The following is a 25826-nucleotide window of genomic DNA, read 5'->3' on the forward strand; positions in this document are numbered from 1 at the left end:
AGTGTCTGATTCGACCCGGGTCCCCGCGGGCTCCACGCTCGAGATCCGCGACCTGAAGGTCTCCGTCGCGGACAAGGAGATCCTGCGCGGCGTCAACCTGACCGTGCGAGCCGGCGAGACCCACGCCATCATGGGCCCCAACGGTTCCGGCAAGTCCACGCTCGCCTACGCGATCGCCGGCCACCCGAAGTACACCATCACCGGCGGCCAGGTCCTGCTCGACGGCGCCGACCTGCTGGAGATGTCGGTCGACGAGCGCGCCCGCGCCGGCCTGTTCCTCGCCATGCAGTACCCGGTCGAGGTCCCCGGCGTCAGCGTCTCCAACTTCCTGCGCTCGGCGGTCACCGCCGCCCGCGGCGAGGCCCCGAAGCTCCGCCAGTTCTCCAAGGACCTCAAGGCCGGCATGGACGCCCTGTCGATCGACTCGGCCTTCGCCCAGCGCAACGTGAACGAGGGCTTCTCCGGCGGTGAGAAGAAGCGCCACGAGATCCTCCAGCTGGAGCTGCTCAAGCCGAAGATCGCCGTCCTCGACGAGACCGACTCCGGCCTCGACGTCGACGCCCTGCGCGTGGTCTCCGAGGGCATCAACCGCTTCCGCGCCGGCGGCGACACCGGCGTGCTGCTCATCACCCACTACACCCGCATCCTGCGCTACGTGAAGCCGGACTTCGTCCACGTCTTCGCGGGCGGCCGGATCGTGGAGCAGGGCGGCCCCGAGCTCGCCGAGAAGCTGGAGGCCGAGGGCTACGAGGCGTACACGAAGGCAACGGCCTGATGACGACCGGCTTTGACGCGGAGAGGATCAGGAAGGACTTCCCGGTCCTCTCCCGTGAGCTGCCCGGCGGCCGGCCGCTGGTCTACCTCGACTCGGCCAACTCCGCGCAGAAGCCGACCCGGGTCGTCGAGGCCATGCGCGAGCACATGGCCATGCACTACAGCAACGTCGGCCGGGCCATGCACGCGCTGGGCGCGGAGTCCACCGAGGCGTACGAGGCCGCCCGCGACAAGATCGCCGCGTTCGTCGGCGCGCCGAGCCGCGAGGAGATCGTCTTCACCAAGAACGCCTCCGAGGCGCTCAACCTGGTGGCCTACTCCTTCGGCAACCGCACCAACGACGACCCCCGGTTCCGGATGGGCCCCGGCGACGAGATCGTCATCTCCGAGATGGAGCACCACTCCAACATCGTGCCGTGGCAGATGCTCGCCCAGCGCACCGGCGCCACGCTGCGCTGGTTCGGGGTCACCGACGAGGGCCGCCTGGACCTCGGGAACCTGGAGGAGCTGGTCAACGAGCGGACGAAGATCGTCTCGATCGTGCACCAGTCGAACGTCCTCGGCACCGTCAACCCCGTCGAGCGGGTCCTCGCCCGGGTCCGCCAGGTCGGCGCGCTGATGATGCTGGACGCCTCGCAGTCGGTCCCCCACCAGGCGGTGGACGTCGCCGCGCTCGGCGTCGACTTCCTGGCCTTCACCGGGCACAAGGTCGTCGGCCCCTCCGGCGTCGGCGTGCTGTGGGGCCGGGGCGAGCTGCTGGACGCCATGCCCCCGTTCCTCGGCGGCGGCGAGATGATCGAGGCGGTCTGGATGGACCGCTCGACCTACGCGCCCGCGCCGCACAAGTTCGAGGCCGGCACCCCGCCGATCGTCGAGGCCGTCGGCCTCGGCGCCGCCGTGGACTACCTGTCGGAGATCGGCCTGGACGCGGTGGCCCGGCACGAGCGGGAGCTCACCGCCTACGCGCTGGAGGCGCTGGCGGAAGTCCCGGGGCTGAAGGTGGTCGGGCCGCGCGACCTCGACATGCGCGGCGGCACGGTGTCCTTCACCCTGGAGGGGATTCACCCGCACGATGTCGGGCAGATCCTCGATGACGACTTCGGTGTGGCCGTGCGGGTCGGACACCACTGCGCCCGCCCGCTGCACCTGAGGTTCGGGATTCCCGCCACCACGCGGGCCTCCTTCTACCTCTACACCGTCCCGGCCGAGATCGACGCCCTGGTCCGCGGCCTCCACCACGTGCGGAAGGTGTTCGCCTAGCAATGCCGGAGCAGTTGAGATGATCGCCGAGTCGATGTACCAGGAGCTGATCCTGGAGCACTACAAGCACCCCCAGGGCCGGGGGCTGCGCGATCCGTACGACGCCGAGGTCCACCACGTGAACCCGACGTGCGGCGACGAGATCACCATGCGGGTGAAGCTCGGCGACGGCGGCAAGGTCGAGGACGTCTCCTACGACGGCCAGGGCTGCTCCATCAGCCAGGCCGCCGCCTCGGTGCTGTACGAGCTGACCGAGGGCTCCACCGTGGACGAGACGCTCGCCGTGGTGGAGGAGTTCACCCGGCTCATGCAGAGCAGGGGACAGATCGAGGGCGACGAGGAGGTGCTGGGCGACGCCGTGGCGTTCGCCGGCGTCTCCAAGTACCCCGCCCGGGTGAAGTGCGCGCTGCTGGCCTGGATGGCCTACAAGGACGCGGTCATGAGGAGTTCCAAGTGAGCAAGCCTGTGGAGACGCCCACCTCGGCGTCGTACGACGGGGAGACCACCCTTGACGAGGTCATGGAGGCCCTCAAGGACGTCGTCGACCCCGAGCTCGGCATCAACGTCGTCGACCTCGGCCTGATCTACGGGGTCAACCTCGACCCCGCCGAGACCGGCGCCGCGCCGATCGCCACCATCGACATGACGCTGACCAGCGCGGCCTGCCCGCTGACCGACGTCATCGAGGACCAGGCCCACTCGGCCCTGGACGGCATGGTCTCGGACGTGAAGATCAACTGGGTCTGGCTCCCGCCGTGGGGCCCCGACAAGATCACCGACGAGGGGCGCGAGCAGTTGCGCATGCTCGGCTTCAACGTCTGACCGTCCCGCCGGCCGCGGCCCGCACCCACCGGGTGCCGGGTCGCGGCCGGATCGTGTGAATCGTGTGAGAGGATGCCCCGTGCCGGGAATGAACATCCGGCACGGGGCGTTGGCTCCATAGTCGGGTAGGCGCCCGCCTTTTTCGTGCGAGGCGCCCCCGTCATCGACCTGGCACTGCGACGGCCAGGTACGCCAGTCCGTGGTTCGACTGCGCGCGGGTGTCCGAGACCCGCCTCCGCGGTGCGCCTCGACTCGCACCGCATCACCGCCCCCCACGTGGGCGTAGTACGACCGCGGCCTTCCGAGGGCCGCGTGTTCCAGGCTCGTCCTTTCGCAGAAGTGACGTGCCGCGTCCTTCTATCGAAAGGCACGACTCTTCGTGACCATGCTCGACGCCGCCCTGCCCGAGATCACCGAGACCCAGGGCGAGCCCGGCGCCCCCGCCGGCCCGTCCGAGTTCACCCTGCTGGGGCTGCCCCGGCCGCTGGTCTCCGGCCTGGCCCGCCGGGGCATCGAGGCGCCCTTCCCCATCCAGCGCGCCACCATCCCCGACATCCTCGCCGGCAGCGACGTCCTCGGCCGCGGCCAGACCGGCTCCGGCAAGACCCTCGCCTTCGGCCTGCCCACGATGGTCCGCGTCGCCGGTGTCAAGGCCCGCCCCGGCCGCCCCCTCGCCGTCATCCTGGTGCCGACCCGCGAGCTGGCCATGCAGGTGACCGACGCGCTGGAGCCGCTCGGCCGCGGCCTGTCGCTGCGGATGAAGACCGTCGTCGGCGGCATGTCCATGGGCCGCCAGATCGAGGCGCTGCGCCGCGGCGTCGAGATCGTCGTCGCCACCCCGGGCCGGCTCACCGACCTCGTCCAGCAGGGCGAGTGCGTCCTGGACGAGGTCCGGGTGACCGTCCTGGACGAGGCCGACCACATGTGCGACCTCGGCTTCTTCCCGGTCGTCAGCGCCCTGCTCGCGCAGACCCCGGCCGACTGCCAGCGCCTGCTGTTCTCCGCCACCCTCGACGGCGACGTGGACAAGCTCGTCCGCCGCTTCCTCACCGACCCGGTCACCCACTCCCTGGCCCCGGCCTCCTCGCCGGTGGACACCATGGAGCACCACCTCCTGGAGGTCCACCGCGACGACAAGTTCGCGGTGACCGCCGAGATCGCCAACCGCGAGGGCCGCACCATCGTGTTCGCGCGCACCCAGCACGGCGTCGACCGGCTGTGCAAGCAGCTCGCCCAGGTCGGCGTCCGGGCCGGCGGCCTGCACGGCGGCAAGCGCCAGAACCAGCGCACCCGCATCCTGGCCGAGTTCAAGGAAGGCGCGATCGACGTCCTGGTCTGCACCGACGTCGCCGCCCGCGGCATCCACGTCGACAACATCAGCCTCGTGCTGCACGTCGACCCGCCGCAGGACCACAAGAGCTACCTGCACCGCGGCGGCCGTACGGCCCGCGCGGGGGAGAAGGGCACCGTCATGACGCTGGTGCTCCCCAGCGAGCGCCGCTCCACCGACACGATGGCCCGCCGCGCGGGCATCAAGCCGTTCCGCCTGCGGGTCACCCCGGGCCACCCGCGCCTTTCGGAGATCGCCGGGGCGCGCACGCCCAGCGGCGAGCCGGTCCCGGTCTGGGAGCCCGCGGCCCCCGCGCCCAAGCAGCGCGAGCGCCGCGGCGGCGGTGGCTTCGGCGGCGGCGGCCGCGGCCCGCGCCGGTTCCGTGAGCGGTCCGCCCACGGCGAGGACGGCCACCGCTCCCGCGAGCGCGGCGCCGGCGAGCCCCGCGGGAACGTCTCGGAGCTGCGCGGCCAGTACCGCACCGAGCGCCGCTTCGACGGCCACCCCGACTCCAGGCCCGGCCGCCGCGGCGGCGAGCGCCAGGGCGGCGGCTACCGTTCCGGCCGCTCCGGCGGGGACCGCGAGCCGCTCCGCGGTGACCGGGAGCCGTTCCGCTCCGGGGGCCGCCCCGAGGGGCGCGGCAACCGCCACCACGGCCGCTGAGGGTCGCCGGCGCGCGTCCTGATCTGACCGGAAGGGCCGGTACGGCGATGCCGTACCGGCCCTTCCGCGTCCGCCCGGCCAGGGCGACCGGGCGCGGATCCGGGACGAAGCATCCCGGACCCGCCCGCCCGGTGCGGGCCGTCGTCCCGCACCCGTCCCGAAGTGCGAACACCTGCCCCGCCGGTCCCGGGGTCCGGCTACCCTTGACGCGTACGTCCGACGACTTCGAGAAGAGACGATGAAGACCTTCGAAGAGCTGTACGCCGAGCTGTCCGACAAGGCGCGCACCCGGCCCGAGGGGTCGGGGACCGTGGCCGCGCTGGACGCCGGGGTCCATGCCATCGGCAAGAAGGTCGTCGAGGAGGCCGCCGAGAGCTGGATGGCCGCCGAGCACGAGTCGAACGAGCGGGCCGCGGAGGAGATCTCCCAGCTCCTCTACCACGTGCAGGTTCTCATGATCGCCAAAGGGATCGGGCTGGACGAGGTCTACAAGCATCTGTGAGCCGGCGCGCCCGGCTCCGGCTCCCGTGACACCTCTTCCACCCGTGTAAGGAACTTCCACGCCATGCTGCGTCTCGCCGTCCCCAACAAGGGGGCCCTCACCGAGGGCGCCCAGACCATGCTCAAGGAAGCCGGCTACCGCCCGCGCAGGGACAGCAAGGAACTGGTGGTCGTCGACCCCGACAACTCCTGCGAGCTGTTCTTCCTGCGCCCCAAGGACATCGCCGTCTACGTCGGCGAGGGCACGCTCGACGCCGGGATCACCGGCCGCGACATGCTCCGCGACTCCGGCGCGCAGGTCGAGGAGATCCTGCCGCTCGGCTTCGGCGGCTCCACCTTCCGCTTCGCCGCCGACCCGGGCCGCTTCTCCGGCGTCGCCGACCTCAAGGGCAGGCGCGTCGCCACCGCCTACGCCGGCCTGCTGGAGGCGTACCTCGCCGAGCAGGGCGTGGACGCCCGGGTGATCAAGCTGGACGGCGCGGTCGAGACCGCCGTCCGGCTGGGCGTGGCCGACGCCGTGGCCGACGTCGTCGAGACCGGCACCACGCTGCGCAACATGGGCCTGCAGGTGTTCGGCGAGCCGATCGCCCGCTCCGAGGCGGTGCTGATCAGGCGGGTCGGCGCTCCCGAGACCCAGGGGCTGGAGCAACTCCTGCGCCGCCTGCGCGGCGTGCTGGTGGCCCGCGACTACGTGATGATGGACTACGACATCCGCGTCGAGCGGATCGAGGAGGCCATCGCCCTGACCCCCGGCATGGAGGGGCCCACGGTCTCCCCGCTGCACCGGGAGGGCTGGGTGGCGGTCCGCGCCATGGTGCCGCGCAAGGGGCACCAGCAGGTGATGGACCGGCTCTGGGAGATCGGCGCGAAGGCCATCCTGGTCACCGCCATCTTCGCCTGCCGCCTCTGACACCCGCCCCGTCCGGCCGCGCGCCGTCCCCGGCGGGCCGCCCGCCGTACGGCCCGCGGCGGGAGGCCGTACGGCGGATCTGACAAATGTCACCGCCGATCACGGACGACGGGCACTGAGATCCGCGCCCGGACGTCCCTAGCGTTGCGCTCATGAACGCCATCGCCTTCGCCGACGTGAGCAGACGCTACGGCGACGTGCTCGCCGTGGACGGCCTGGACCTGACCGTCGAGGCCGGCCGGACCGTCGCCCTGCTCGGGCCCAACGGGGCCGGCAAGTCCACCTCGATCAACATGCTGCTCGGGCTGCTGCGCCCCACGCGGGGCCGCATCGAGGTCTTCGGGCACTCCCCGGACGAGGCCGTCGCCAGGGGAGAGGTCGGCGCCATGCTGCAGAGCGGCGAGCTCATCCCCGAGCTCACCGTCCGGGAGCTGGTCGCCTTCGTGCGGCGGCTCTACCCCTCCCCGCTCGGCCTGGACGAGGTCCTGGAGATGGCCGACCTCACCGGCCTGGCCGGGCGCCGGGCCGCCAAGCTGTCCGGGGGACAGACCCAGCGGGTCAGATTCGCCCTGGCCATCGCCGGCGCGCCCAGGCTGCTGGTGCTGGACGAGCCCACCGCGGCCATGGACGTGGAGTCGCGGCTGCGGTTCTGGGAGGCCATGCGCTCCTACGCCGAGGGCGGCCGGACCGTCCTGTTCGCCACCCACTACCTCCAGGAGGCCGACGAGAACTCCGACCGGGTGATCGTGGTGGCCGGGGGCCGCGTCGTGGCCGACGGCACCGCCGCCGAGATCAAGGCCGGGGCGGGCGGGCACACCGTCCGCTTCACCCTCGGCGGCCAGGCGGCGGCCGGCCTGGAGGCGCTGCCCGGCGTCTCCGCCGTGGAGATCTCCGCCGGCACCGCCACGCTCCGCACCGCCGACCCGGACGCCACCGTCGCGGCCCTCTACCGGGGCACCACGCTGGAGGTCCGCGACCTGCGGATCGACGGCGCCGACCTCGAAGACGCCTTCCTCTCACTCGTCCAGGAGTCCCGATGACGGACTACATCAGGATCGAACTCCTGCGGATGCTGCGCAACAAGCGCTATGTCATCTTCGTCGTGGCCTTCCCGGTGGCCTTCTACCTCGTCTTCTCCGGCATCTACGGCGGTGAGGTCGCCGCCGGGGGGCTGAGCGGCAAGGCGTACTTCATGGTCTCGATGAGCGCCTACGGCGCGCTCGCCGCCTCCCTGATGAGCACCGCCGTGCCGTGGGCGCAGGAGCGCGGGAGCGGCTGGCTGCGCCAGCTCCAGATCACCCCGCTGTCCGGCTGGAAGATCATCACGACCAAGCTGGTCGCCTCGATGCTGCTGGTGCTGCCGGCCATCCTGCTCGTCTGCGCCGCCGCCGTGCTGGTCCAGGGCGTGTCGCTGCCTCCGGGGCGGTGGCTCGGCCTGCTGGCGGCGATGTGGCTCGGCGTGGCGCCGTTCGCGGCGCTGGGCCTGACCATCGGCTCGCTGCTGCCCCCCGACACCGCGCAGCCCGTGTCGATGATCGGGATGTTCGGGCTGGCGCTCCTCGGCGGCCTGTGGATCCCGCTGGAGGTCATGCCCGAGGGCATGCGGAGCGTCGCCCGGGTGCTGCCGTCCGCCGAATACGCCGGCATGGGGCGCGGCATCGTCGCCGGGGACGGCCTGCCGGCGGGCGACGCCCTGGCCGTCGTCGTCTGGGCGGCCGTCCTGGGGGTGATCGCGATCCTCGCCTACCGGCGGGCCACCGCGCGCGCCTGAGATCTCCCGATGGGAGGATTCCCGATGTGAACACCCCCCCTGCCCGGGTCCTCCGCGGGGTGGACCGCGACCGCCTCCTGCTGCTGGCCAGGCTCTCGATCGGCCTGACGTACCTGTGCTTCCCGATCCTGGAGATCACCACCGGAGAGGTGACCGGCGCGAGCGCCGCGTGGGGCGCGCTCGGGCTGGCCGCCTTCGTGGCCTGCTACGTCGCCGCCGTGCTGGCCGTGCGGGCCTTCGGCGATCCCGGCCGCGCGACCTACCGGCTGCTGGGCGCCGCCACGGTCCTGGCCGTCGTGCTGGCGGTGGTCTTCGGCGGCGGCTGGCTGGCCCTGCCGATCTTCATGGCCGTGGTGCACGGCGTCCTGCTGCCGCCGCGCGCGTCGATGGCCGGGATCGCCGCGATGGGCGTCACCGTCCTGCTGATCGGCCTGCTCAGGGACCACGACCCCGGCATGACCCTCCTGCTGCTGCTACAGGCCGTCACCCTCGGCGTGCTGTTCCGGGGCATGCGCTCCACCCGGCTGCTGGTGACCCAGCTGCGCCGGGCGCAGGAGGAGGTGGCCCGGCTGGCGGCGAGCGAGGAGCGGCTGCGCATCGCCCGCGACCTGCACGACCTGCTCGGTCACAGCCTGTCGCTCATCGTGCTGAAGAGCGAGCTGGCCGGGCGGCTGGCGGAGGAGGGCTCGGAGCGGGCGCTGCCGGAGATCCACGATGTCGAGGCGGTGGCCAGGAAGGCGCTGGTCGAGGTGCGCGAGGCCGTCGCCGGCTACCGCAGGCGCGGCCTGCCGGAGGAGCTGGACGGGGCCCGCGCGGCCCTGGAGGCCGCCGGGACGCACGTGACGGTCCGCCTGGCGGGCACGCCGCTGCCCGAGGCGCTGGACGGCCTGCTCGGCTGGGCGGTGCGGGAGGGCGTCACCAACGTCATACGGCACGCCCGGGCGAGCCGGTGCGAGATCGGTGTGATCTCCGGCGGCGACGTCACCGTGCTGGAGATCGCCGACGACGGGCGCGGGGCGGAGCCGTACGAGCCGGGCAGCGGGCTGCGCGGCCTGGCCGAGCGGGTGGAGGCGGCCGGCGGCGTGGTCAGCGCCGGGCCGCGGAAGGACGGGTTCGTCCTGCGGGTCACGGTCCCCGCGGCGGCGGGGGAGGCGCGGACGTGATCAGGGTGCTGCTGGCGGAGGACCAGGCGATGGTCCGGGGCGCACTGGTGTCCCTGCTCGGGCTGGAGCCCGACATCGAGGTCGTGGGGGAGGCCGCCTCCGGCCCGGAGGCGGTCGCCGTGGCGCGCGAGGCCCGCCCGGACGTCGCGCTGCTCGACATCGAGATGCCCGGCGGCGACGGCATCACGGCCGCGGCGATGATCCGCGAGGAGGTGCCGGACTGCAAGATCGTGATCCTGACGACCTTCGGCCGCCCCGGCTACCTGCGCCGGGCGATGGAGGCCGGGGCGGTGGCCTTCCTGGTCAAGGACCGCCCGGCGAGCGAGCTCGCCGCCGCCGTACGGCGGGTGCGACGCGGTGAGCGGGTCATCGACCCGGACCTGGCCGCGGCGGCGCTGAGCGCCGGGCCGAACCCGCTGTCGCCCCGCGAGTGCGACGTCCTGGCCGCCGCCGCGGACGGCTCCACCGTCGGCGACATCGCCGGGCGCCTGCACCTGTCGGAGGGCACGGTCCGCAACTACCTGTCCTCGGCCATCCACAAGACCCACGCCCGCAACCGCATCGAGGCGGTCCGGCGCGCCCGGTCGCAGGGCTGGCTCTGACTCCGTGACGGGCCGGCCCCGATCCCGGATCGGGACCCCCGCGCCGCCGCCCCCGGACGTCGCGCCTCAGGCCGACAGCAGCGCGGTCTCCTCCTCCTCGATCCGCCGGTTCCACTCCTTCTTGGTGGCCCGCCAGGACTCGTCGTCGCGGCCCGCGCGCCAGTAGCCGGAGATGGACAGCCGCGACAGCGGCAGGCCGCGCTCGGCCCGCAGGTGGCGGCGCAGGTCCCGGACGAACCCCGCCTCGCCGTGCACGAAGACGTGCGGCTCGCCCTCGGGGAAGTCCAGGGCCCGCACGGCGGCGACCAGCGCCTCGCCGACCGGCGCGTCACCGCGGTGCAGCCACACGATCTCCGCGTCCGCCGGGTGGTTCAGCGGCTGCTCCTCCTCTGGCCCGGCCACCTCCAGGAACACGTGGGCGCGGGCCGTGGCGGGCAGGCGCTCCAGCGCGGCGGCGATGGCCGGCAGGGCGCTCTCGTCACCCGCCATCAGGTGCCAGCCGGCCTCGGGGTCGGGCGCGTAGGCCCCGCCGGGGCCGAGGAAGTGGATCTCGTCACCGGGCCGTACCCGGGCCGCCCAGGGGCCGGCCAGGCCGCTGTCGCCGTGGTGGACGAAGTCGAGCGTCAGCTCGCGCGCCACGGGGTCCCACGCCCGGACCGTGTAGGTCCGCGTGGTGGGCCACTGCTCGCGGGGCAGGTCGCGCTGGACGGCCGCCAGGTCGAACGGCTCGGGGTAGGCCACCCCGGCCGGGGGGAACAGCAGCTTCACGTAGTGGTCGGTGAACTCGCCCGCCTCGAACCCGGCCAGGCCGTCGCCGCCGAGCACCACCCGGATCATGTGCGGGGTGAGCCGCTCCACCCGCACCACCTCGCCGCGGGTCGCCCTGCGCACCGGTCTGCCCTCTGCCATGATCACTCCGGTATGAAAATTAGGTTCACCTAATTCGTATCATACGAGTATTTGTCGGACTTGATCCTCCGGGGGCATCCCGCGTCCCACGCCTCCGGGGGTGTTTCCGGTGCGGTCGTAGCCGTACGGAGTCGTGACTGGTGAATCTACAACGTAAAGGAACGGGTCTTTCGCGGATCCGGCCAGGGCGGCGACGGTGACGGCGAGGGTGTGGCAGCGGCGACGGGGACCGGGACGGCGGGCGGGAGACGAGGGCGGGGAAGGCGGGGGAGGCCGGGGCGGGGAGAGGGTCAGCGAGCGCCGGACGCGACGTGGCGGATGAGGTCCGAGACGCGGACGATCCCGATGCAGCGGCCCATCTCATCGGTGACCACCAGGTCGTCGTAGACGCGCGCCGGGTCGTGCCCGGCGGTCCGCATGGCGGCGATGGCCGGGGTGGACCTGGGGACCACGCGAGCCGGGGCGGCCAGGCGCGCGGCGGGCCTGCGGGCGTGCAGCGCGTGCCCGAAGCGGCTGGCGATGGCCAGCAGGAAGCGTCCCCGGTCGAGGCTCGCCCGGGGACGCTGGTACTCGTCCACCAGCACCACGCTGGTGATCGACGGCTCCCCGCCGAACGCCGCCACCGCCTCCTCGGCGGTCGCCTCGCAGGGCAGCGTCACCGCCGGAAGCAGGAAGTCCTGGACACGAGGGCCTAGCGGGGCCGCCGCCGGCTCCCGCTCGACGACGGGCAGCGGCACGTGCACCCGACCGGACGGCCCGGGGACCAGAAGCGGCCCCAGCGCCAGCCGTACCCCCCAGGAGCGCACCGCGGCCAGCTGGGCCTCCCCGGCCACGGCAGGGGCGAGCATGTGGACGCCGAGCCCGCGCGCGAGGGCCGAGAGGGACTCCGCGAGCGCCGCGCGCCGCCGGTCCCGCGGCACCTCGGCCATCAGCGCGGGTGAGAGCGCCGCCAGGTACGGCGCGGCGTCGGCGAGCAGGTCCAGCGGGACGTGGCCGGCGCCGAGGTCGCCGATCGCCGTCAGGTAGCCGACGGCGCGCAGCCCCGTCAGCCCGGTGAGAAGGGTCCGGCGCTCGATCCGGGCGAAGTCGCCCCGCACCAGCAGGATCACCTCCGGAGGGCGCCGCCCGCGGACGCGCAGGGCCTCGTGCAGCGGCGCCAGCGCGGCCGAGCCGCCGATCACCACCGCCGACGGCAGGGGCAGCAGCAGCGGCATGCGGGTCTCGGTCCCGGTGACGTGCGGGATCGCCTGCAGTACCGAGGAGAGGTTCTCGCCCCGGACCGCGGGCTGGAGGGCGATGACGCCCCCGGTGTCGAGGTCGACGACGGGGGCGGGGTTCGCGGCGGCGGGTCCGGGGGCCGGCGAGAAAGGGGACGTTCTACTCGGCACGTTCCGAGGATGAGGCCTCCGCGGTGTGCTCCTGAACCGGGTGCGGGGATGTTCACCGAGTTTTCTCCCGGGGTTGCGCCGACCGGCCGGACGACGTGGCGGAAACGTCACCGGGGCGGGCCGGACGCCGCCGGGGACGTGCCGGCCGGGTGCGCCCGCGGCGGAGACGTCACCCGCCCGGCCGGGTCCCGGCTGGGGACGGGGCCGGTATGGTCGGCTTCCATGACGTCACGACCGGCCGGAGGCGGGGCCCGCTGGGTGTCGGTGGGACCGGAGCGGCTCGGCCGCTGGATCGACGGCTTCGCGGCCCGGCACGGCCTCCTGGAGACGACGGCCGACGACGAGGTCGTGCGGCTGGCGGCCGCGGACGGCGCGGTGGCCGAGTGTCACGTGCCGTTCCCGCCGCTGACGTCCTCCGGCGGCGGCCCGCTGGCGCGGCTGATCACCCACGCGCGCGCCGAGCGCCGGGTCGGCGTGCTGCTGGTACGGCTCGGTGGCCACGCGGCCGGGGTCTTCCAGGGGGAGACGCTCCTCGCCTCCAAGGTGGGCTCGCGGCTCGTGCACGGGCGCAGCGCGGCGGGCGGCTGGTCCCAGCAGCGGTTCGCCCGGCGCAGGGACAAGCAGGTGAGCGAGGCCCACGCGGCGGCGGCCGAGGTCGCGCTGCGCGTCCTTTCGCCGCGCCTGGCCGAGCTGGACGCGGTGGTCCTGGGCGGCGACCGGCGCGCGGTGGACGCGCTGCGGGCCGACCGCAGGCTGGAGGCGGTCTTCGCGCTGGAGGCCGGGCCCTTCCTGACGGTCCCCGACCCCCGGCTGGCCGTGCTGCGGACCGCCCCGGGCCTGTTCCGCGCGGTCCGGATCCGGCTGGTCGACCCGACCTGACCGGTCGTGCCCCGCCGCGCCCGTCCTGGACGGCCGGTCGGCGCGACCTGGGAAGAGCCGTCGCACGCGCGCCGTACACTGATCGGTATGCGCACTTCCGATTGACGCCGCCCCACGAGGCGAGACGGCCGGGCCGGGAGCCTGAGGAGCACACGACGGCGGGTTCGGCGGTACTTCGGCAGTTCGGCAGTACGGCGAGCCGTTCCATCCCATTCTGGAGTGTTTTCTCAACATGATCGTGGCTTCTGACATCGAGCTGCGTGCCGGGGCCCGGCTGCTCATCGAGGGCGCGTCGTTCCGGGTCAACCCGGGCGACAAGATCGGGCTCGTCGGCCGCAACGGCGCGGGCAAGACCACCCTGACCAAGGTGCTGGCCGGAGAGGCGCTGCCCGCGGCGGGTACGGTGACCACCACCGGCGCGGTCGGCTACCTCCCGCAGGACCCCCGCACCGGCGACCTGGACGTGCTGGCCCGCGACCGCATCCTGTCGGCCCGCGGGCTGGACGAGGTGCTGCGCGAGCTGCGCGCCGCCGAGGCGGGCATGTCCTCGGCGGACGAGCGGACCCGCGACCGGGCGGTGCGGGCCTATGGGCGGCTGGAGGACCGGCTGCACGTCCTGGGGGGATACGCCGCCGAGTCGGAGGCGGCCTCGATCGCCTCCAGCCTCGGGCTGCCCGACCGGGTGCTCGGGCAACCGCTCTCCACCCTGTCGGGAGGCCAGCGCAGGCGGGTGGAGCTGGCGCGGATCCTGTTCAGCGGGGCGGAGACTCTCCTGCTTGACGAGCCGACAAACCACCTCGATGCCGACTCAATCGGGTGGCTTCGTGATTTTTTACGATCCCATCAGGGCGGCTTGATCATTATCAGCCACGACGTCGGGCTTCTTGAAGCGACGGTAAACCGGGTCCTGTACCTCGACGCCAACCGCGCGGTGGTCGACACCTACAACGTCGGCTGGAAGGCCTACCTGACCCAGCGGGAGACCGACGAGAAGCGCAGGAGGCGCGAGCGCGCCAACGCGGAGAAGCAGGCCGCGGCCCTGCTGTCGCAGGCCGACCGGATGCGCGCCAAGGCCACCAAGGCCAAGGCGGCCCAGGACATGCAGCGCCGCGCCGAGCGGCTGCTGTCGGGCCTGGAGGCCGAGCGGCAGGGCGACAAGGTCGCCCGGCTGCGCTTCCCGCAGCCCGCGCCGTGCGGGCGCACGCCGATCACCGCCGAGGACCTGTCGAAGTCCTACGGCTCGCTGGAGGTCTTCACCGGTGTCGACGCCGCGGTCGACCGGGGCAGCAGGGTCGTCATCCTCGGCCTGAACGGCGCCGGCAAGACCACCCTGCTGCGCATCCTGGGCGGCCTGGAGCAGCCCGACACCGGCGCCGTCAGGCCCGGCCACGGCCTCAAGCTGGGCTACTACGCCCAGGAACACGAGACCATCGACCCCGACCGGACCGTGCTGGAGAACATGCGCTCGGCCAGCGAGCTGGCCGACGTCGAGCTGCGCAAGGTCCTCGGATCGTTCCTGTTCACCGGGGACGACGTGGACAAACCGGCCGGAGTGCTGTCCGGCGGGGAGAAGACCCGGCTGGCCCTGGCCACCCTGGTGCTGTCCGCGGCCAACGTGCTGCTGCTCGACGAGCCCACCAACAACCTCGATCCCGCCAGCCGCGAGCAGGTCCTCACTGCACTAAAGTCCTATTCTGGGGCGATTGTTCTCGTCACGCACGATGAGGGCGCAGTAGAGGCACTACGACCCGATAGGGTGATCTTGCTACCTGACGGAGTCGAAGATGCTTGGAGTGATGAATTTTCCGATCTTGTGGCACTTGCCTGATCTTAATTTGAGCGGGTACGGATCTTTTCCCATGGAGTAGGTAGCCGATCGCGCTGAAATGACTGATCATGGCGTGAGTAACGCTGCGGAAGTCTGGCACTACAGGAGGTACTCGTGGCCGAGACTCTCAAGAAAGGCACCCGGGTCACCGGGGCCGACCGTGAAAAACTGGCCGCCGACCTGAAGAAGCGCTACAGCGCGGGTGAGAGCATCCGCGCCCTGGCTGCTTCGACCGGCCGGTCGTACGGCTTCATCCACCGCATCCTGAGCGAGTCCGGTGTGACTCTGCGAGGGCGCGGCGGCGCCACCCGGGGTAAGTCGAAGCGCTGACACCGCCTCGGAACGCGCGACCGCAGCCGCTCGTCCCCCACGCTGAGACGTCCCGCTCGGGCCTGTAGAACCTCGTTCTGGAGAGTCGATAGGCTCGGGCGAGACGGAAGACGGCAGCGGGGAGAGCGAGCCATGACGGAAGCGGTGTTCGCGGGAAGCGCGGAAGGGGCCTCCCCGGAGGAGGCCGGTCTGCGCTACGAGGTGGACGGCGAGATCGCGACGATCACGCTGGACCGGCCGGACAAGCGGAACGCTCAGACGTTCGCGACCTGGTCGGCGCTGGCCCGGATCGGTGACAGCCTGCCGCAGCAGGTGAGGGTCGTCGTGGTCAGGGGTGAGGGGCCGTCCTTCTCGGCAGGGATCGACTTGCGGATGTTCACCCCGGAAGGGGTGCCGGGCCAGGGGTCGTTCGCGTCCTCCGCGACGCTCGGCGACTCGGCCTTCGAGCAGCGGATAGCCCAGGCGCAACGGGGGTTCCTGTGGCTGCGCCGCCCCGACATCGTCTCGATCGCGGCCGTCCAGGGGCACGCGATCGGCGCCGGCTTCCAGCTCGCCCTCGCCTGTGACCTGCGCGTCCTCGCCGACGACGCCAAGCTGTGCATGAAGGAGCCCGCCCTCGGGCTGGTGCCCGACCTGACCGGCACCAAGCCGCTGGTCGACATCGTCGGCCTGCCCAGGGCCCTGGAGATCTGCCTCACCGCCCGCATCGTGGGAGCCGAGGAGGCCGCCCGGCTGGGCCTGGCCGAGCTCGTGGTCGCCCCGGACGACCTGGCCGGCGCCGTACGCGACCTGGCCGCCGCGCTGCTGGCGGTGAACCGTGACGCCGCGACGGCGACCAAGCGCCTGCTCCAGGGCGCCGTGGGCCGCACGCTGGAGGAGCAGACCGCCGCCGAGCGGCACGAGCAGGTCGCCCGGGTCAAGGCGCTGTTCGCCGGAAGCTGACGGCGGAATGGAAAGATCCCGGCCGGTGCTCCTTCCGATGGAGGAGGCCACATGGCGATGATGGGCGGGGGGTTCGGCCCCCAGGCGATGCGCTCGCTGCGGCGCGACAGCTCGGTGACCAAGGAGCGTCTGGCGCCGGGCACGGTCAGGCGCATAGCGCGTTACGCGCGGCCGTTCGCCCGGCAGATAACGGCGTTCCTGGTACTGGTCGTGGCGGGCTCGGTCATCGTGATCGCCAACCCGCTGCTGATGAAGGCGATCATCGACGACGGCATCGCCCAGAAGCGGCCCGGCGTGGTGCTCGCCCTCTCCGGGGTCATCGCGGTCCTGGCGCTCGCCGACGCGGGGCTCACCCTCGTCCAGCGCTGGTTCTCCGCCCGGGTCGGTGAGGGCCTGATCTACAACCTGCGCACCGAGGTCTTCGACCACGTGCAGCGGATGCCGGTGGCGTTCTTCATGCGCACCCAGACCGGTGCCCTGGTCTCCCGGCTGAACACCGACGTGATCGGCGCCCAGCGGGCGCTGACCAGCACCCTGTCGTCGGTGGTGTCCAACGTGGTCATGCTCGTGCTGGTGCTCGGCGCGATGCTCGCGCTGTCGTGGCAGATCACCCTGGTCGCCCTGGTGCTGCTGCCGGTCTTCCTCTTCCCGGCCCGCTGGGTGGGCCGGAAGATGTCCGGCCTGACCCGCGAGCAGATGCAGCTCGACGCCGAGATGAGCTCCCTGATGACCGAGCGGTTCAACGTCGCCGGCGCCATGGTCGCCAAGCTGTACGGCCGCCCCGACGAGGAGGCCGCCGACTTCGGCAGCCGGGCCGGGCGGGTGCGCGACGTCGGCGTCACCGTCGCCATGTACGGCACGGTCTTCCGCGTCGCGCTCGGTCTGGTCGCTGCCCTGGCCACCGCGCTGGTGTACGGAGGGGGCGGCCTGCTGGCCATCGACGGCGCCTTCGAGCTCGGCACCCTGGTGGCGCTCGCCGCCCTGCTGATGCGCCTGTACGGCCCGCTGACGAGCCTGTCCAACGTGCACGTGGACGTGATGACCGCGCTGGTCAGCTTCGACCGGGTCTTCGAGGTGCTCGACCTGAAGCCCATGGTCGCCGAGCGGCCCGACGCCCGGTCCGTTCCGGACGGGCCCGCCGCGGTCGAGTTCGACGGCGTCCGGTTCACCTACCCCGCGGCCTCTGAGGTGTCGCTGGCCTCGCTGGAGTCGGTGGCCCGCCCCGACCCCGGGCCCGGCCACGAGGTGCTGCGGGACATCTCCTTCACCGCCCGGCCGGGCCAGATGATCGCGCTGGTCGGCCCCTCCGGCGCCGGCAAGACCACCATCACCAGCCTGGTCTCGCGGCTGTACGACGTGAACGAGGGGGCCGTGCGCATCAACGGCCTGGACGTGCGCGACGCCACCTTCGAGTCCCTGCGCGACACCGTGGGCGTGGTGATGCAGGACGCCCACCTCTTCCACGACACCATCGGGGCCAACCTCGCCTACGCCAGGCCCGGGGCCACCGAGGAGGAGATCTGGGAGGCCCTGCGCGCCGCGCAGATCGCCGACCTGGTCGAGGCGCTGCCCGAGGGCCTGGAGACCGTGGTGGGCGACCGGGGCTACCGCCTGTCCGGCGGCGAGAAGCAGCGCCTGGCCCTGGCCCGGCTGCTGCTCAAGGCGCCCCGGGTGGTCGTCCTCGACGAGGCCACCGCCCACCTCGACTCCGAGTCCGAGGCCGCGGTCCAGCAGGCCCTGAAGACCGCGCTGGACGGCCGGACCTCCCTGGTCATCGCGCACCGGCTGTCCACCGTCCGCGAGGCCGACCAGATCCTGGTGATCGCCGACGGCCGGGTGGTGGAGCGGGGCCGCCACGAGGAGCTGCTGGCCGGCGGCGCCGTCTACGCCGAGCTCTACCGCACCCAGTTCAGCGGCGAGTGACCTCTCCGCGCGGCCCGGGTACGGCGGCCCGCGCGACGGTCACCGGCAGGACGCGGACCGGGTGCGGGATCACCGGTAGCCCAGGCGGGCGAGCTCGGTGCGGGCCACCTTCTCCACCAGGGCGGCGTCCTCGCCGTGCAGCCTGCTCCGCCAGGCGCCGGTCTTCGGGGCGCGCCCGCCGTACAGGGCGACCTTGGACACCCGCGCCTGGAGGAAGGCCGACAGCTCCTCCGCGGCCCGGGCGGGGGAGGAGGCCAGCTCCTCGTAGCGCAGGGTCAGCAGCTGCCCGCGCGGCAGGTCGCGGTGGAGCGCGGCCGACAGCCGGACCGCGCTGCGCCAGCGCAGCGCGCACTTGCCCGCCGTGGGCATCGCCTTCCAGCGGTCGCGGTGCTCGGCGGCGTTGACGCCGAGGAACGGGTTGGGGAACTCGGCCTCCTCGCTCAGCATGGCTGGCTTGAACCACGCCAGCGCGGCCGGGTCGGCCAGCATGTCGGCCACCACGTCCCTGCCGTCCCTGATCAGCTGGACGAACCGGGCGTCGGGGAACGCCTGAAGCAGCACCTGGGCGCTGTAGATCAGGTCGGGGCTGGCGTCGCCGAACCGCGCCACCGCGCCCGGCGCCGCGCACGGCCCGGCGCCGGTCACGCCGCCCGCCTCCCGGCAGGCGGCCGGGCACTCACCGCAGGCGCCGGGGACGATCTGCCAGGACTCGGCCAGGGCGTCGCGCAGCACCCGGGTGGCTCCCATGCCCCGGCCCGCGATGGAGGGGCGCCGGGCGAAGGCGTACACCACGTGGGCGACCGGGGCGCGGCCGATCGTGACATGGAAGCCGGGGGAGCGTTTCAGGGCGCGGGCCAGCAGGTCCGAGCCGGAGTGCGGGGCGGCGAGCACGAACACCGGCTGGCGGACCTTGATGCCGTTGACCACGAGGATGTGGGGCGGAGGTCGCATATGTGTGCCCAGTGTGGCACCGTTTCCAGCGTGAACGAACCGGCCCTGCCCACACCAGCCTCTGCGGACGGCGCGGCCGTCCGGCCCGCCGTCGTCCCGCCCCGGTTGCGCCCCGGAGACACGGTCGCGGTGGTCTGCCCCTGCGGCCCGCCCGACCCGGCGCAGTTGCGGCGCGGCGCCGGCGTGCTGGAGGAGCTGGGGCTGAAGGTCGTCATGGGCGAGCACGCCCTCGACCGTGACCGCTACCTCGCCGGCTCCGACGCCGACCGGGCCGCCGACCTGCAGCGGGCCTGGTGCGACCCGGCGGTCGCCGCGGTGTTCTGCGGCCGGGGCGGCTACGGCGCCTCGCGGATCCTGCACCTGATCGACTGGGAGGCCATGCGGGCCGCGGGGCCCAAGACCCTTGTCGGCTCCAGCGACGTCACCGCGCTGCACCAGGCGTTCGCCGTCGAGCTGGGGCTGGCCTCCCTGTTCGGCCCGATGCCCGCCTGCGACGTGCTCAGCGGCCCCGCCGGCTCCGAGCCCCGCACCCTGGAGCACCTCGCCGCCGCGCTGTTCGGCGAACCCGGGCCGATCACCGGCGACCGGGTCGTCGTCCCGGGGCGGGCCGTCGCACCGGTGACGGGCGGTAACCTCAGTCTGCTGGCCGCCCTGTGCGGCACGCCGTACCAGATGCGGGCCCGGGGCCGGATCGTCCTGCTGGAGGACATCGCCGAGGAGCCCTACCGCATCGACCGGATGCTCACCCAGCTCCTGCGTTCGGGCTCGCTGGACGGCGCGGCCGGGTTCGCCCTGGGTTCCTGGGTGGGCTGCGGCGACCCCTACCCGACGCTCGTCGAGCGGCTCGCGCCGCTCGGGGTGCCGGTGATCGCCGGGCTTCCGGTGGGCCACGGGACACCACAGTTCAGTGTGCAGTTGGGGGCACTTGGTGCTATTGATGCAGAATCGTGCTCTCTGACGGGCTCACTCACCGATCCCGGGAAGGCACCCTGGGTGCGGACCTAGCGAACGGGAGAGGGGAAAAGTGCGTGAGGCTGTTCCGGCGGCACCGTGATCAACGGGCCGCGACCTCGGTGAACCCGGCGGCTCAGGCCGCTCCGGCCCGCCCGGTCGAGGAGGTCGACCTCGACTCCCTGCTCGCCCTCGTCGCCGACACCCTCGGCTACGACTGCTCCTTCGAGCCCGGCGGCGCCACGCTGACCCTGTCCGGCCCCCGCACGATCGAGGTCCGGCTGACGGGCCTGCGCGCCGAGGCGCGCCGCCGATCGCGGGAGGACTGGCCGGTGCTGGTCTCCGGGCACCTCTCCCACGCGCTGGCCACGGCGGACGAGCCGTTCGACACCTGCGACCTGGCCCAGGCCGGCCCGCTGCTGGGCACCCGCGTCCGCTTCGACGACGGCCTGGACGACGGCCTCGTGGTCGGCCGGCACCTGGCCGCGGACCTGGTGGAGGTGCTGACCGTCGGGCACGGCGCGGCCGAGCGGCCGGTCCGCCCGGAGGAGGCCGGCTGCTGGCCGGTCACCGCCGCCCAGGCTCTGGAGCTGGCCGCGGGCAACGCCGGCGACGGGCGGTCCTCGGTCACCGAGGCCGACCTCGGCGGCGTCACGGTCCTGAGCCTGGACGGCGCGGGCGCCGCCGCCTGCCTGCGCCGCCTGGACGAGCACCTGCCCCTCCCGGCCGACGGCGCGCTGGTCGCGCTGACCGGCCCGGCCACCGTGGTCGTCCACCCGGTCGAGGGCATCGGCGTGGTCCGCGCGATCGAGCGGCTGAGACTGTTCGCCCAGCGGGAGTTCGAGCGGCGCGACGACGCCCTCAGCCCGCACGTCTACTGGTGGCACGACGGCGGGCTCGCCCTGGTGCGGGCCGACCTGATCGCCCAGGACGGGCAGGTTCGCCTGGTGGTGGCCCCGCCGCCGGAGTTCGCCCGCGTCATCGCCGCCCTGGCCGTCCGGCCCGACGCCGAGACCCCCGAGCGCTGACCCGGGGCGGTACGGCGGGCCCGCCGTACCGCGCGTCCCGCGCCGGGCGGGAAGGCTCCGCGCCGAGCGGGAAGGCCCCGTGCCGGGCGCCTCACCGCGTCCCGCGCGCCGGCCGGCGGGAGGAGGCGGGCCGTACCGGTCAGTCGTCCCCGGCGAGCGCGCGGGCGGCGTGGATCAGCGGCACGTGGCTGAACGCCTGCGGGAAGTTCCCCACCAGGCGGCCGTGGCGGGGGTCGTACTCCTCGGCGAGCAGGCCCACGTCGTTGCGCAGCGACAGCAGGCGCTCGAACAGCTCCACGGCCTCCTCCCTGCGGCCGATCATCGCCAGCGCCTCGGCCAGCCAGAAGCTGCACGCCAGGAACGCGCCCTCGCCGCCGGGCAGGCCGTCGAGGTTGCCGTCCTCCGACACCGGGTAGCGCCGCACGAAGCCGTCGGCCATCAGCTCCCGCTGGATCGCCTCCACCGTGCCGACCACCCGCGGGTCGTCCGGCGGCAGGAACCCGACCATCGGGATCATCAGCAGCGCGGCGTCCAGCTCCCGCGAGCCGTACGACTGGGTGAAGGTGTTGCGGGCCGTGTCGAACGCCTTGTCGCAGACCTCGGCGTGGATCTGCTCGCGCAGCGCCTGCCACCGCTCCACCGGCCCCGGCCGGCCGAAGTCCTCCACCTGCCTGATGGCCCGGTCGAGCGCGACCCAGCACATCACCTTGGAGTGGGTGAAGTGCCGGCGCGGGCCGCGGACCTCCCACAGCCCCTCGTCGGGCTCGTCCCAGTGGGCCTCCACGTAGTCCATCAGCTCCAGCTGGATGGTCCAGGCACGGTCGTCGGGCTCCATGCCCGAGGCGCGCGACAGGTGCAGGGAGTTCATCACCTCCCCGTAGACGTCGAGCTGGAGCTGGGTGACCGCGCCGTTGCCGATCCGGACCGGGCGGGAGTCCTCGTAACCCGGCAGCCAGTCGAGCTCCAGCTCGGTCAGCCGCCGCTCCCCGGAGACGCTGTACATGATCTGCAGGTCCTGGGCGCGGCCGGCGATGGCCCGCAGCAGCCAGGCGCGCCAGGAGCGGGCCTCGCCGAGGTAGCCGGCGCCGATGAGCGCGTCCAGCGTCATGGTGGCGTCACGCAGCCAGCAGAAGCGGTAGTCCCAGTTGCGGACCCCGCCGATGTCCTCGGGCAGCGAGGTGGTGGGGGCGGCGACGATGCCGCCGGTGGGCTCGTAGGTGAGCGCCTTGAGCGTGATGAGGGAGCGGACCACGGCCTCGCGCCAGGGGCCCTGGTAGGTGCACTGCTCCACCCACTCCTCCCACAGCCCCACCGTCTCGGTGAGCTGCTCGAACGGGTCGATCTCCACGGGCCTGGGCTGGTGGGAGGGGTGCCAGGTGAACACGAACGGCACCCGCTCGCCCGCCGAGACGGTGAACCTCGCCCGGTGGGCGTAGTCGCCGCCGTGCAGCGGGACGGGGGAGTGCAGCCAGATCGAGTCGGGGCCGCCGACGGCGTGCAGCAGCCCGTCGGTGCGGCGCACCCAGGGCACGATGCGGCCGTAGTCGAAGCGGACTCGGATCTCGGTGGACATCTCCACGGTCCCCGACACGCCCTCCACGATCCTGACCAGGTCGGGGTTGGCGTGCCGGGCGGGCATGAAGTCGATCACCCGGACCGTGCCGGTGGGGGTGTCCCACTCGCTCTCCAGGATCAGCGTCTCGCCCCGGTAGCGCCGCCGGGTGGCGGGCGGCCGCTCTTGACCGGAGGGGCCCACCCACCACTGCCCGTTGTACTTGTCGCCGAGCAGCGCCGCGAAGCACGCCGGGGAGTCGAAACGTGGCAGGCAGAGCCAGTCGATGGAGCCGTCCCGCCCGATCAGGGCGGCCGACTGCATGTCGCCGATGAGCGCGTAGTCCTCGATCCGCATGGCTCCGACGCTACCCCGGCGGCGGCGGATCAGCCCTGCCCCGGCCGATGCTCCGGTCCCGGCCCGGCACCTGTTCCGGCACGGCGACGCCTGGCGGCGCCTGGCCGCGTCCGGCCGTGCTCAGCCGCGCGGCCGCATGCGCGGCATGAAGAACTGCGTCAGGGGCCCGATGGCCAGGGCGAACACCACGGTGCCGACGCCCACGACGCCGCCGAGCAGCCAGCCCACGGCCAGCACCGTGATCTCGATGAGGGTACGGGCCGCCCGGATGCTCAGGCCCAGCCGGTTCAGGCCGGTCATCAGCCCGTCGCGCGGGCCGGGGCCGAGCCCGGCCCCGATGTACAGGCCGGTCGCCGCGGCGGTGACCACGACCCCGGCCAGCAGGCAGGCCCAGCGCGCGGCCAGCGGGCCGGGCGCCGGGACCAGCCACATGACCGCGTCGGCGAACACGCCGACGAGGATGACGTTGCTGATGGTGCCGACCCCGGGCCTCTGCCGCAGCGGGATCCACAGCAGCATGACCAGGGCGCCCACGATGATGATCCACGTGCCGACCGAGAGGCCCATGTGGACGGCCAGGCCCTGGTGGAAGACGTCCCAAGGGCTTCCGCCGAGGCGCGATTCGATCTGCAGGGCGATGCCGGTTCCGTACAGCGCGAGGCCCGCGTACAGGCGCAGGAGGCGGTTCGGCAGCGAACCCAGGGATGGAAGGGATGCTTCGCTCATAATGGCCTTGATTCTTCAAGGCCATTGATGCTTGGCAAAAGGGCCAATCATCGGAAAATGGCCTTATAGTGGCGTAGGTGAACCGGTATCTGAGCGGTCCGCAACTGGCTCGCCTGGTGGCGATCGACCCCGGCGCCCGGCCGTACTACCGGGTGCTGGCCGAGACGGTGCGGTCGTTGATCCTCGACGGCCGCCTGCCCGTGCGGGTCCGCCTCCCCGCCGAGCGCCACCTCGCCCAGGAGCTGGGCGTCAGCCGCACCACCGTGACCGCGGCCTACGACCGCCTGCGCGAGCAGGGTTACCTGGAGAGCAGGCAGGGCGCGGGAAGCTGGACGGCGCTGCCGCGGCCCTCCGAGATGGGCGCCGACAACCCCTGGATCGCCTCCGGGGACGACGGCCTGCTGCCGCTGCACGCCGCCGCGCCGCCGGCCACCCCGCTGCTGCCCGAGGCCGTCGCGGCGGCCACCGAGCGCTACCTGTGCCGCACGCTCGGCACGGGTTACGAGCCCCCCGGGATCACCCCGCTGCGCGAGGCGATCGCGGCCCGCTACACCCACCGGGGCCTGGCCACCCGCCCCGAGCAGATCCTCGTCACCACCGGCGCCCAGCAGGCGATCCACCTGGTGATGACGATGCTGCTGACGCCGGGCGACCCGGTGCTGCTGGAGTCGCCGACCTACCCGCACGCGATCGACGCCGCCAGGACGCGCGGCGCGCGGATCGTCCCCGTCGGCGTCCCCGACGGCGGCTGGCACCTCGACCTGCTCACCTCCGCGCTGCGCCAGTCGGCGGCCCGCCTGGCCTACGTGATCCCCGACTTCCAGAACCCGACCGGCCACCTGATGGACGACGCCGTCCGGGCCGGCCTGGTCGGCGAGGCCAGGCGGCACGGCACCACCCTCATCGTGGACGAGACCTGGAGCGAGCTGGCCCTCGACGAGGTGCCCCGCACCGCCCCGCTGGGCGCCTTCGACACCGACGGGCGGGTGATCAGCGTCGGGTCGGCGTCCAAGCTGTGGTGGGGCGGCCTGCGCATCGGGTGGGTCCGCGCGACCGCCGCCATGGTGCGCCGCCTGGCCGTGCTGCGCGCCGCCGTGGACATCGCCAGCCCGACGTTCGAGCAGCTCGTGGTGACCGAGCTGTTCTCCCGGATCGAGGAGGCCAGGGCCGACCGCCGCCGGACCCTCGGCGCCTCCCGCGCGGCCCTGGTCGCCGCGCTGGCCGAGCACCTGCCCGACCTGACCTTCACCGTGCCCGCCGGCGGCGGCGCGCTGTGGGCGCGGCTGCCCGGTCCGTCGGCCGTCTCGCTCGCCGACGCCTCGGCCTGCCACGGCGTGCGGCTCGCCCCGGGCCCCTGGTTCGGGATGGACGGCGCGCTGGAGGGCCGGCTGCGCCTGCCGTTCACCCAGCCGCCGACGGTCATCGCCGAGGCGGTGGCGCGCATCGCCGAGGCCAGGGTCAGGGGCCCGTACGGCGCCCGCCCCGCCGAGCCGCTCACCCCGGTCCTCTGAGCCGCCCCGCCGCCGGGTGAGCGGGCCGTCGCCGGCTGTGCGGTCCGGAAGCGGCGAGGGCCGTCCGGACGCCGCGCGGGCGGGCCGGGGCGGCGGTCGAGAGGTCAGGGCCCCTGGTCGGGGGCCACGCCCCGGGCCAGCGGCGCGCGCAGCCGCAGCCGCATGGCGGCGATGCGCAGCCCGAAGGCCAGCACCGCCGAGGCCAGCGTGGCCGGCCAGCCGTGCAGGTCGAGGGTGTAGAGCGCGGCCATGACCGCCGAGCCGAGCATGGCCGGCACCGCGTACAGCTGGCGGTCGTACAGCAGGAGGGGGATCTGCCCGGCCAGGACGTCGCGCAGGATGCCGCCGCCGACCGCGGTGGTGACGCCGAGCAGGGCGCCGTGCAGGGGGCTGAGGCCGTAGTTCATCGCCTTCTCGGTGCCGACCGCGCAGAACAGGCCCAGCCCCGCCGCGTCGAGCACGTCCACCGCGGGCATCACCCGCTCCACATGGGGATGCCAGAAGAACACGATCGCCGCGGCCACGGCCGGCACGACCACGTAGCCGGTGCTGGAGAAGGCCGCGGGCCGCACGTTGAGGATCAGGTCGCGCAGGATCCCGCCGCCCAGCGCGGTCATCTCCGCCAGCACGGTCATGCCGACCACGTCCAGCCGGCGGCGGACGCCGACCAGCGCCCCGGTGAGCGCGAAGACGAAGATTCCGATGAGGTCGAGGGCGTGGCTCACCGTCTAATCATCCCATGACCGGATATATGT

The 25826-nt window shown here is 73.4% G+C and carries 25 protein-coding genes; 19 read left to right on the forward strand and 6 right to left on the reverse strand.

Annotated elements, in window-relative coordinates; all coding sequences use genetic code 11:
- Position 1: 1 nt before the first annotated feature.
- The 11 genes from sufC (at position 2) to HDA43_RS31350 (ending at position 9796) form a co-directional block, all read left to right on the forward strand.
- Positions 2-775 (forward strand): Fe-S cluster assembly ATPase SufC, encoded by a 774-nt coding sequence (gene sufC, locus HDA43_RS31300; RefSeq protein WP_179827999.1) that lies wholly within the window; start codon positions 2-4, stop codon positions 773-775.
- On the forward strand, positions 775-2034 hold the full coding sequence (locus HDA43_RS31305) for a cysteine desulfurase (RefSeq protein WP_179828001.1): 1260 nt from the start codon (positions 775-777) through the stop codon (positions 2032-2034). The genes sufC and HDA43_RS31305 overlap by 1 nt, the downstream gene beginning before the upstream one ends.
- A gap of 19 nt (positions 2035-2053) precedes the next feature.
- A complete protein-coding gene (gene sufU, locus HDA43_RS31310) occupies positions 2054-2491 on the forward strand; it encodes a Fe-S cluster assembly sulfur transfer protein SufU (protein WP_179828003.1) in 438 nt (145 codons plus the stop codon).
- Positions 2488-2856, forward strand: coding sequence for a metal-sulfur cluster assembly factor (locus HDA43_RS31315; protein ID WP_179828005.1), 369 nt, complete (start codon positions 2488-2490; stop codon positions 2854-2856). Before sufU ends, HDA43_RS31315 begins: the two co-directional genes overlap by 4 nt.
- A gap of 385 nt (positions 2857-3241) precedes the next feature.
- Positions 3242-4849 (forward strand): DEAD/DEAH box helicase, encoded by a 1608-nt coding sequence (locus tag HDA43_RS31320; RefSeq protein WP_179828868.1) that lies wholly within the window; start codon positions 3242-3244, stop codon positions 4847-4849.
- Positions 4850-5087: 238 nt separating this feature from the next.
- Positions 5088-5351, forward strand: coding sequence for a phosphoribosyl-ATP diphosphatase (locus HDA43_RS31325; RefSeq protein ID WP_012892448.1), 264 nt, complete (start codon positions 5088-5090; stop codon positions 5349-5351).
- Between the two features lie 63 nt (positions 5352-5414).
- Positions 5415-6260 (forward strand): ATP phosphoribosyltransferase, encoded by an 846-nt coding sequence (gene hisG / locus HDA43_RS31330; RefSeq protein WP_179828006.1) that lies wholly within the window; start codon positions 5415-5417, stop codon positions 6258-6260.
- Between the two features lie 152 nt (positions 6261-6412).
- Entirely contained in the window at positions 6413-7300 is an 888-nt protein-coding gene (locus tag HDA43_RS31335) for an ABC transporter ATP-binding protein (RefSeq protein ID WP_179828009.1), read from the forward strand.
- Positions 7297-8031 (forward strand): ABC transporter permease, encoded by a 735-nt coding sequence (locus HDA43_RS31340; protein WP_179828011.1) that lies wholly within the window; start codon positions 7297-7299, stop codon positions 8029-8031. The genes HDA43_RS31335 and HDA43_RS31340 overlap by 4 nt, the downstream gene beginning before the upstream one ends.
- Before the next feature lie 26 nt (positions 8032-8057).
- The gene (locus tag HDA43_RS36565; RefSeq protein ID WP_179828012.1) at positions 8058-9194 is read left to right on the forward strand and encodes a sensor histidine kinase; all 1137 of its coding nucleotides are present in this window, start codon (positions 8058-8060) and stop codon (positions 9192-9194) included.
- On the forward strand, positions 9191-9796 hold the full coding sequence (locus HDA43_RS31350; protein WP_179828014.1) for a response regulator transcription factor: 606 nt from the start codon (positions 9191-9193) through the stop codon (positions 9794-9796). Before HDA43_RS36565 ends, HDA43_RS31350 begins: the two co-directional genes overlap by 4 nt.
- A 66-nt stretch (positions 9797-9862) precedes the next feature.
- Here the strand turns inward: HDA43_RS31350 and HDA43_RS31355 are convergent, their stop codons facing one another.
- Together HDA43_RS31355 and HDA43_RS31360 are read right to left on the reverse strand one after the other, a co-directional pair.
- Positions 9863-10705, reverse strand: coding sequence for a siderophore-interacting protein (locus HDA43_RS31355; RefSeq protein ID WP_179828016.1), 843 nt, complete (start codon positions 10703-10705; stop codon positions 9863-9865).
- A 290-nt stretch (positions 10706-10995) separates the two neighbouring features.
- Positions 10996-12093, reverse strand: coding sequence for an EAL domain-containing protein (locus tag HDA43_RS31360; protein WP_179828018.1), 1098 nt, complete (start codon positions 12091-12093; stop codon positions 10996-10998).
- Positions 12094-12315: 222 nt separating this feature from the next.
- Between HDA43_RS31360 and HDA43_RS31365 the strand changes: the two genes are divergently transcribed.
- The 5 genes from HDA43_RS31365 to HDA43_RS31385 all read left to right on the forward strand — a co-directional run bounded on the left by HDA43_RS31365 (position 12316) and on the right by HDA43_RS31385 (position 17995).
- A complete protein-coding gene (locus HDA43_RS31365; RefSeq protein ID WP_179828020.1) occupies positions 12316-12972 on the forward strand; it encodes an acVLRF1 family peptidyl-tRNA hydrolase in 657 nt (218 codons plus the stop codon).
- A 232-nt stretch (positions 12973-13204) separates the two neighbouring features.
- Positions 13205-14800, forward strand: a complete 1596-nt coding sequence (locus HDA43_RS31370) for an ABC-F family ATP-binding cassette domain-containing protein (protein ID WP_179828021.1) — start codon at positions 13205-13207, stop codon at positions 14798-14800.
- Between the two features lie 114 nt (positions 14801-14914).
- Complete coding sequence (locus HDA43_RS31375) at positions 14915-15130, forward strand: helix-turn-helix domain-containing protein (RefSeq protein WP_030507271.1); 216 nt, start codon at positions 14915-14917, stop codon at positions 15128-15130.
- 132 nt (positions 15131-15262) lie between these two features.
- The gene (locus HDA43_RS31380) at positions 15263-16072 is read left to right on the forward strand and encodes an enoyl-CoA hydratase/isomerase family protein (RefSeq protein WP_179828023.1); all 810 of its coding nucleotides are present in this window, start codon (positions 15263-15265) and stop codon (positions 16070-16072) included.
- 51 nt (positions 16073-16123) lie between these two features.
- A complete protein-coding gene (locus tag HDA43_RS31385; RefSeq protein ID WP_179828025.1) occupies positions 16124-17995 on the forward strand; it encodes an ABC transporter ATP-binding protein in 1872 nt (623 codons plus the stop codon).
- A 69-nt stretch (positions 17996-18064) separates the two neighbouring features.
- Here HDA43_RS31385 and HDA43_RS31390 read toward each other — a convergent pair whose 3' ends face one another.
- The gene (locus HDA43_RS31390) at positions 18065-18946 is read right to left on the reverse strand and encodes a sulfotransferase family protein (RefSeq protein ID WP_179828027.1); all 882 of its coding nucleotides are present in this window, start codon (positions 18944-18946) and stop codon (positions 18065-18067) included.
- Between the two features lie 30 nt (positions 18947-18976).
- On the opposite strand from HDA43_RS31390, the gene HDA43_RS31395 reads away from it, so the two are divergent.
- Together HDA43_RS31395 and HDA43_RS31400 are read left to right on the forward strand one after the other, a co-directional pair.
- Positions 18977-19951: a S66 peptidase family protein gene (locus HDA43_RS31395; protein WP_312873631.1), complete on the forward strand. Its 975-nt coding sequence runs from the start codon at positions 18977-18979 to the stop codon at positions 19949-19951.
- A 23-nt stretch (positions 19952-19974) separates the two neighbouring features.
- Positions 19975-20925 (forward strand): hypothetical protein, encoded by a 951-nt coding sequence (locus HDA43_RS31400; protein WP_179828031.1) that lies wholly within the window; start codon positions 19975-19977, stop codon positions 20923-20925.
- Positions 20926-21064: 139 nt separating this feature from the next.
- Here the strand turns inward: HDA43_RS31400 and HDA43_RS31405 are convergent, their stop codons facing one another.
- Positions 21065-22834, reverse strand: a complete 1770-nt coding sequence (locus HDA43_RS31405; RefSeq protein WP_179828033.1) for a glycoside hydrolase family 15 protein — start codon at positions 22832-22834, stop codon at positions 21065-21067.
- Between the two features lie 120 nt (positions 22835-22954).
- The gene (yczE, locus tag HDA43_RS31410; RefSeq protein ID WP_179828035.1) at positions 22955-23560 is read right to left on the reverse strand and encodes a membrane protein YczE; all 606 of its coding nucleotides are present in this window, start codon (positions 23558-23560) and stop codon (positions 22955-22957) included.
- A 77-nt stretch (positions 23561-23637) separates the two neighbouring features.
- Here yczE and yczR point away from each other — a divergent pair, with 77 nt between their 5' ends.
- Positions 23638-25071, forward strand: a complete 1434-nt coding sequence (gene yczR, locus HDA43_RS31415) for a MocR-like transcription factor YczR (protein ID WP_312873632.1) — start codon at positions 23638-23640, stop codon at positions 25069-25071.
- A gap of 104 nt (positions 25072-25175) precedes the next feature.
- Here the strand turns inward: yczR and HDA43_RS36570 are convergent, their stop codons facing one another.
- Complete coding sequence (locus tag HDA43_RS36570) at positions 25176-25796, reverse strand: trimeric intracellular cation channel family protein (protein WP_179828037.1); 621 nt, start codon at positions 25794-25796, stop codon at positions 25176-25178.
- Between the last annotated feature and the right edge of the window lie 30 nt (positions 25797-25826).

This window comes from Streptosporangium sandarakinum (assembly GCF_013409935.1).
GTDB lineage: Bacteria > Actinomycetota > Actinomycetes > Streptosporangiales > Streptosporangiaceae > Streptosporangium > Streptosporangium nondiastaticum.

Coding starts and splice junctions, on each gene's coding strand:
- HDA43_RS31305 (WP_179828001.1), top strand. CDS start 775: ATGACGACCGGCTTTGACGCGGAGAGGATCAGGAAGGACTTCCCGGTC.
- sufU (WP_179828003.1), top strand. CDS start 2,054: ATGATCGCCGAGTCGATGTACCAGGAGCTGATCCTGGAGCACTACAAG.
- HDA43_RS31320 (WP_179828868.1), top strand. CDS start 3,242: ATGCTCGACGCCGCCCTGCCCGAGATCACCGAGACCCAGGGCGAGCCC.
- HDA43_RS31325 (WP_012892448.1), top strand. CDS start 5,088: ATGAAGACCTTCGAAGAGCTGTACGCCGAGCTGTCCGACAAGGCGCGC.
- hisG (WP_179828006.1), top strand. CDS start 5,415: ATGCTGCGTCTCGCCGTCCCCAACAAGGGGGCCCTCACCGAGGGCGCC.
- HDA43_RS31335 (WP_179828009.1), top strand. CDS start 6,413: ATGAACGCCATCGCCTTCGCCGACGTGAGCAGACGCTACGGCGACGTG.
- HDA43_RS31340 (WP_179828011.1), top strand. CDS start 7,297: ATGACGGACTACATCAGGATCGAACTCCTGCGGATGCTGCGCAACAAG.
- HDA43_RS31355 (WP_179828016.1), bottom strand. CDS start 10,705: ATGGCAGAGGGCAGACCGGTGCGCAGGGCGACCCGCGGCGAGGTGGTG.
- HDA43_RS31365 (WP_179828020.1), top strand. CDS start 12,316: ATGACGTCACGACCGGCCGGAGGCGGGGCCCGCTGGGTGTCGGTGGGA.
- HDA43_RS31370 (WP_179828021.1), top strand. CDS start 13,205: ATGATCGTGGCTTCTGACATCGAGCTGCGTGCCGGGGCCCGGCTGCTC.
- HDA43_RS31380 (WP_179828023.1), top strand. CDS start 15,263: ATGACGGAAGCGGTGTTCGCGGGAAGCGCGGAAGGGGCCTCCCCGGAG.
- HDA43_RS31385 (WP_179828025.1), top strand. CDS start 16,124: ATGGCGATGATGGGCGGGGGGTTCGGCCCCCAGGCGATGCGCTCGCTG.
- HDA43_RS31390 (WP_179828027.1), bottom strand. CDS start 18,946: ATGCGACCTCCGCCCCACATCCTCGTGGTCAACGGCATCAAGGTCCGC.
- HDA43_RS31405 (WP_179828033.1), bottom strand. CDS start 22,834: ATGCGGATCGAGGACTACGCGCTCATCGGCGACATGCAGTCGGCCGCC.
- yczE (WP_179828035.1), bottom strand. CDS start 23,560: ATGAGCGAAGCATCCCTTCCATCCCTGGGTTCGCTGCCGAACCGCCTC.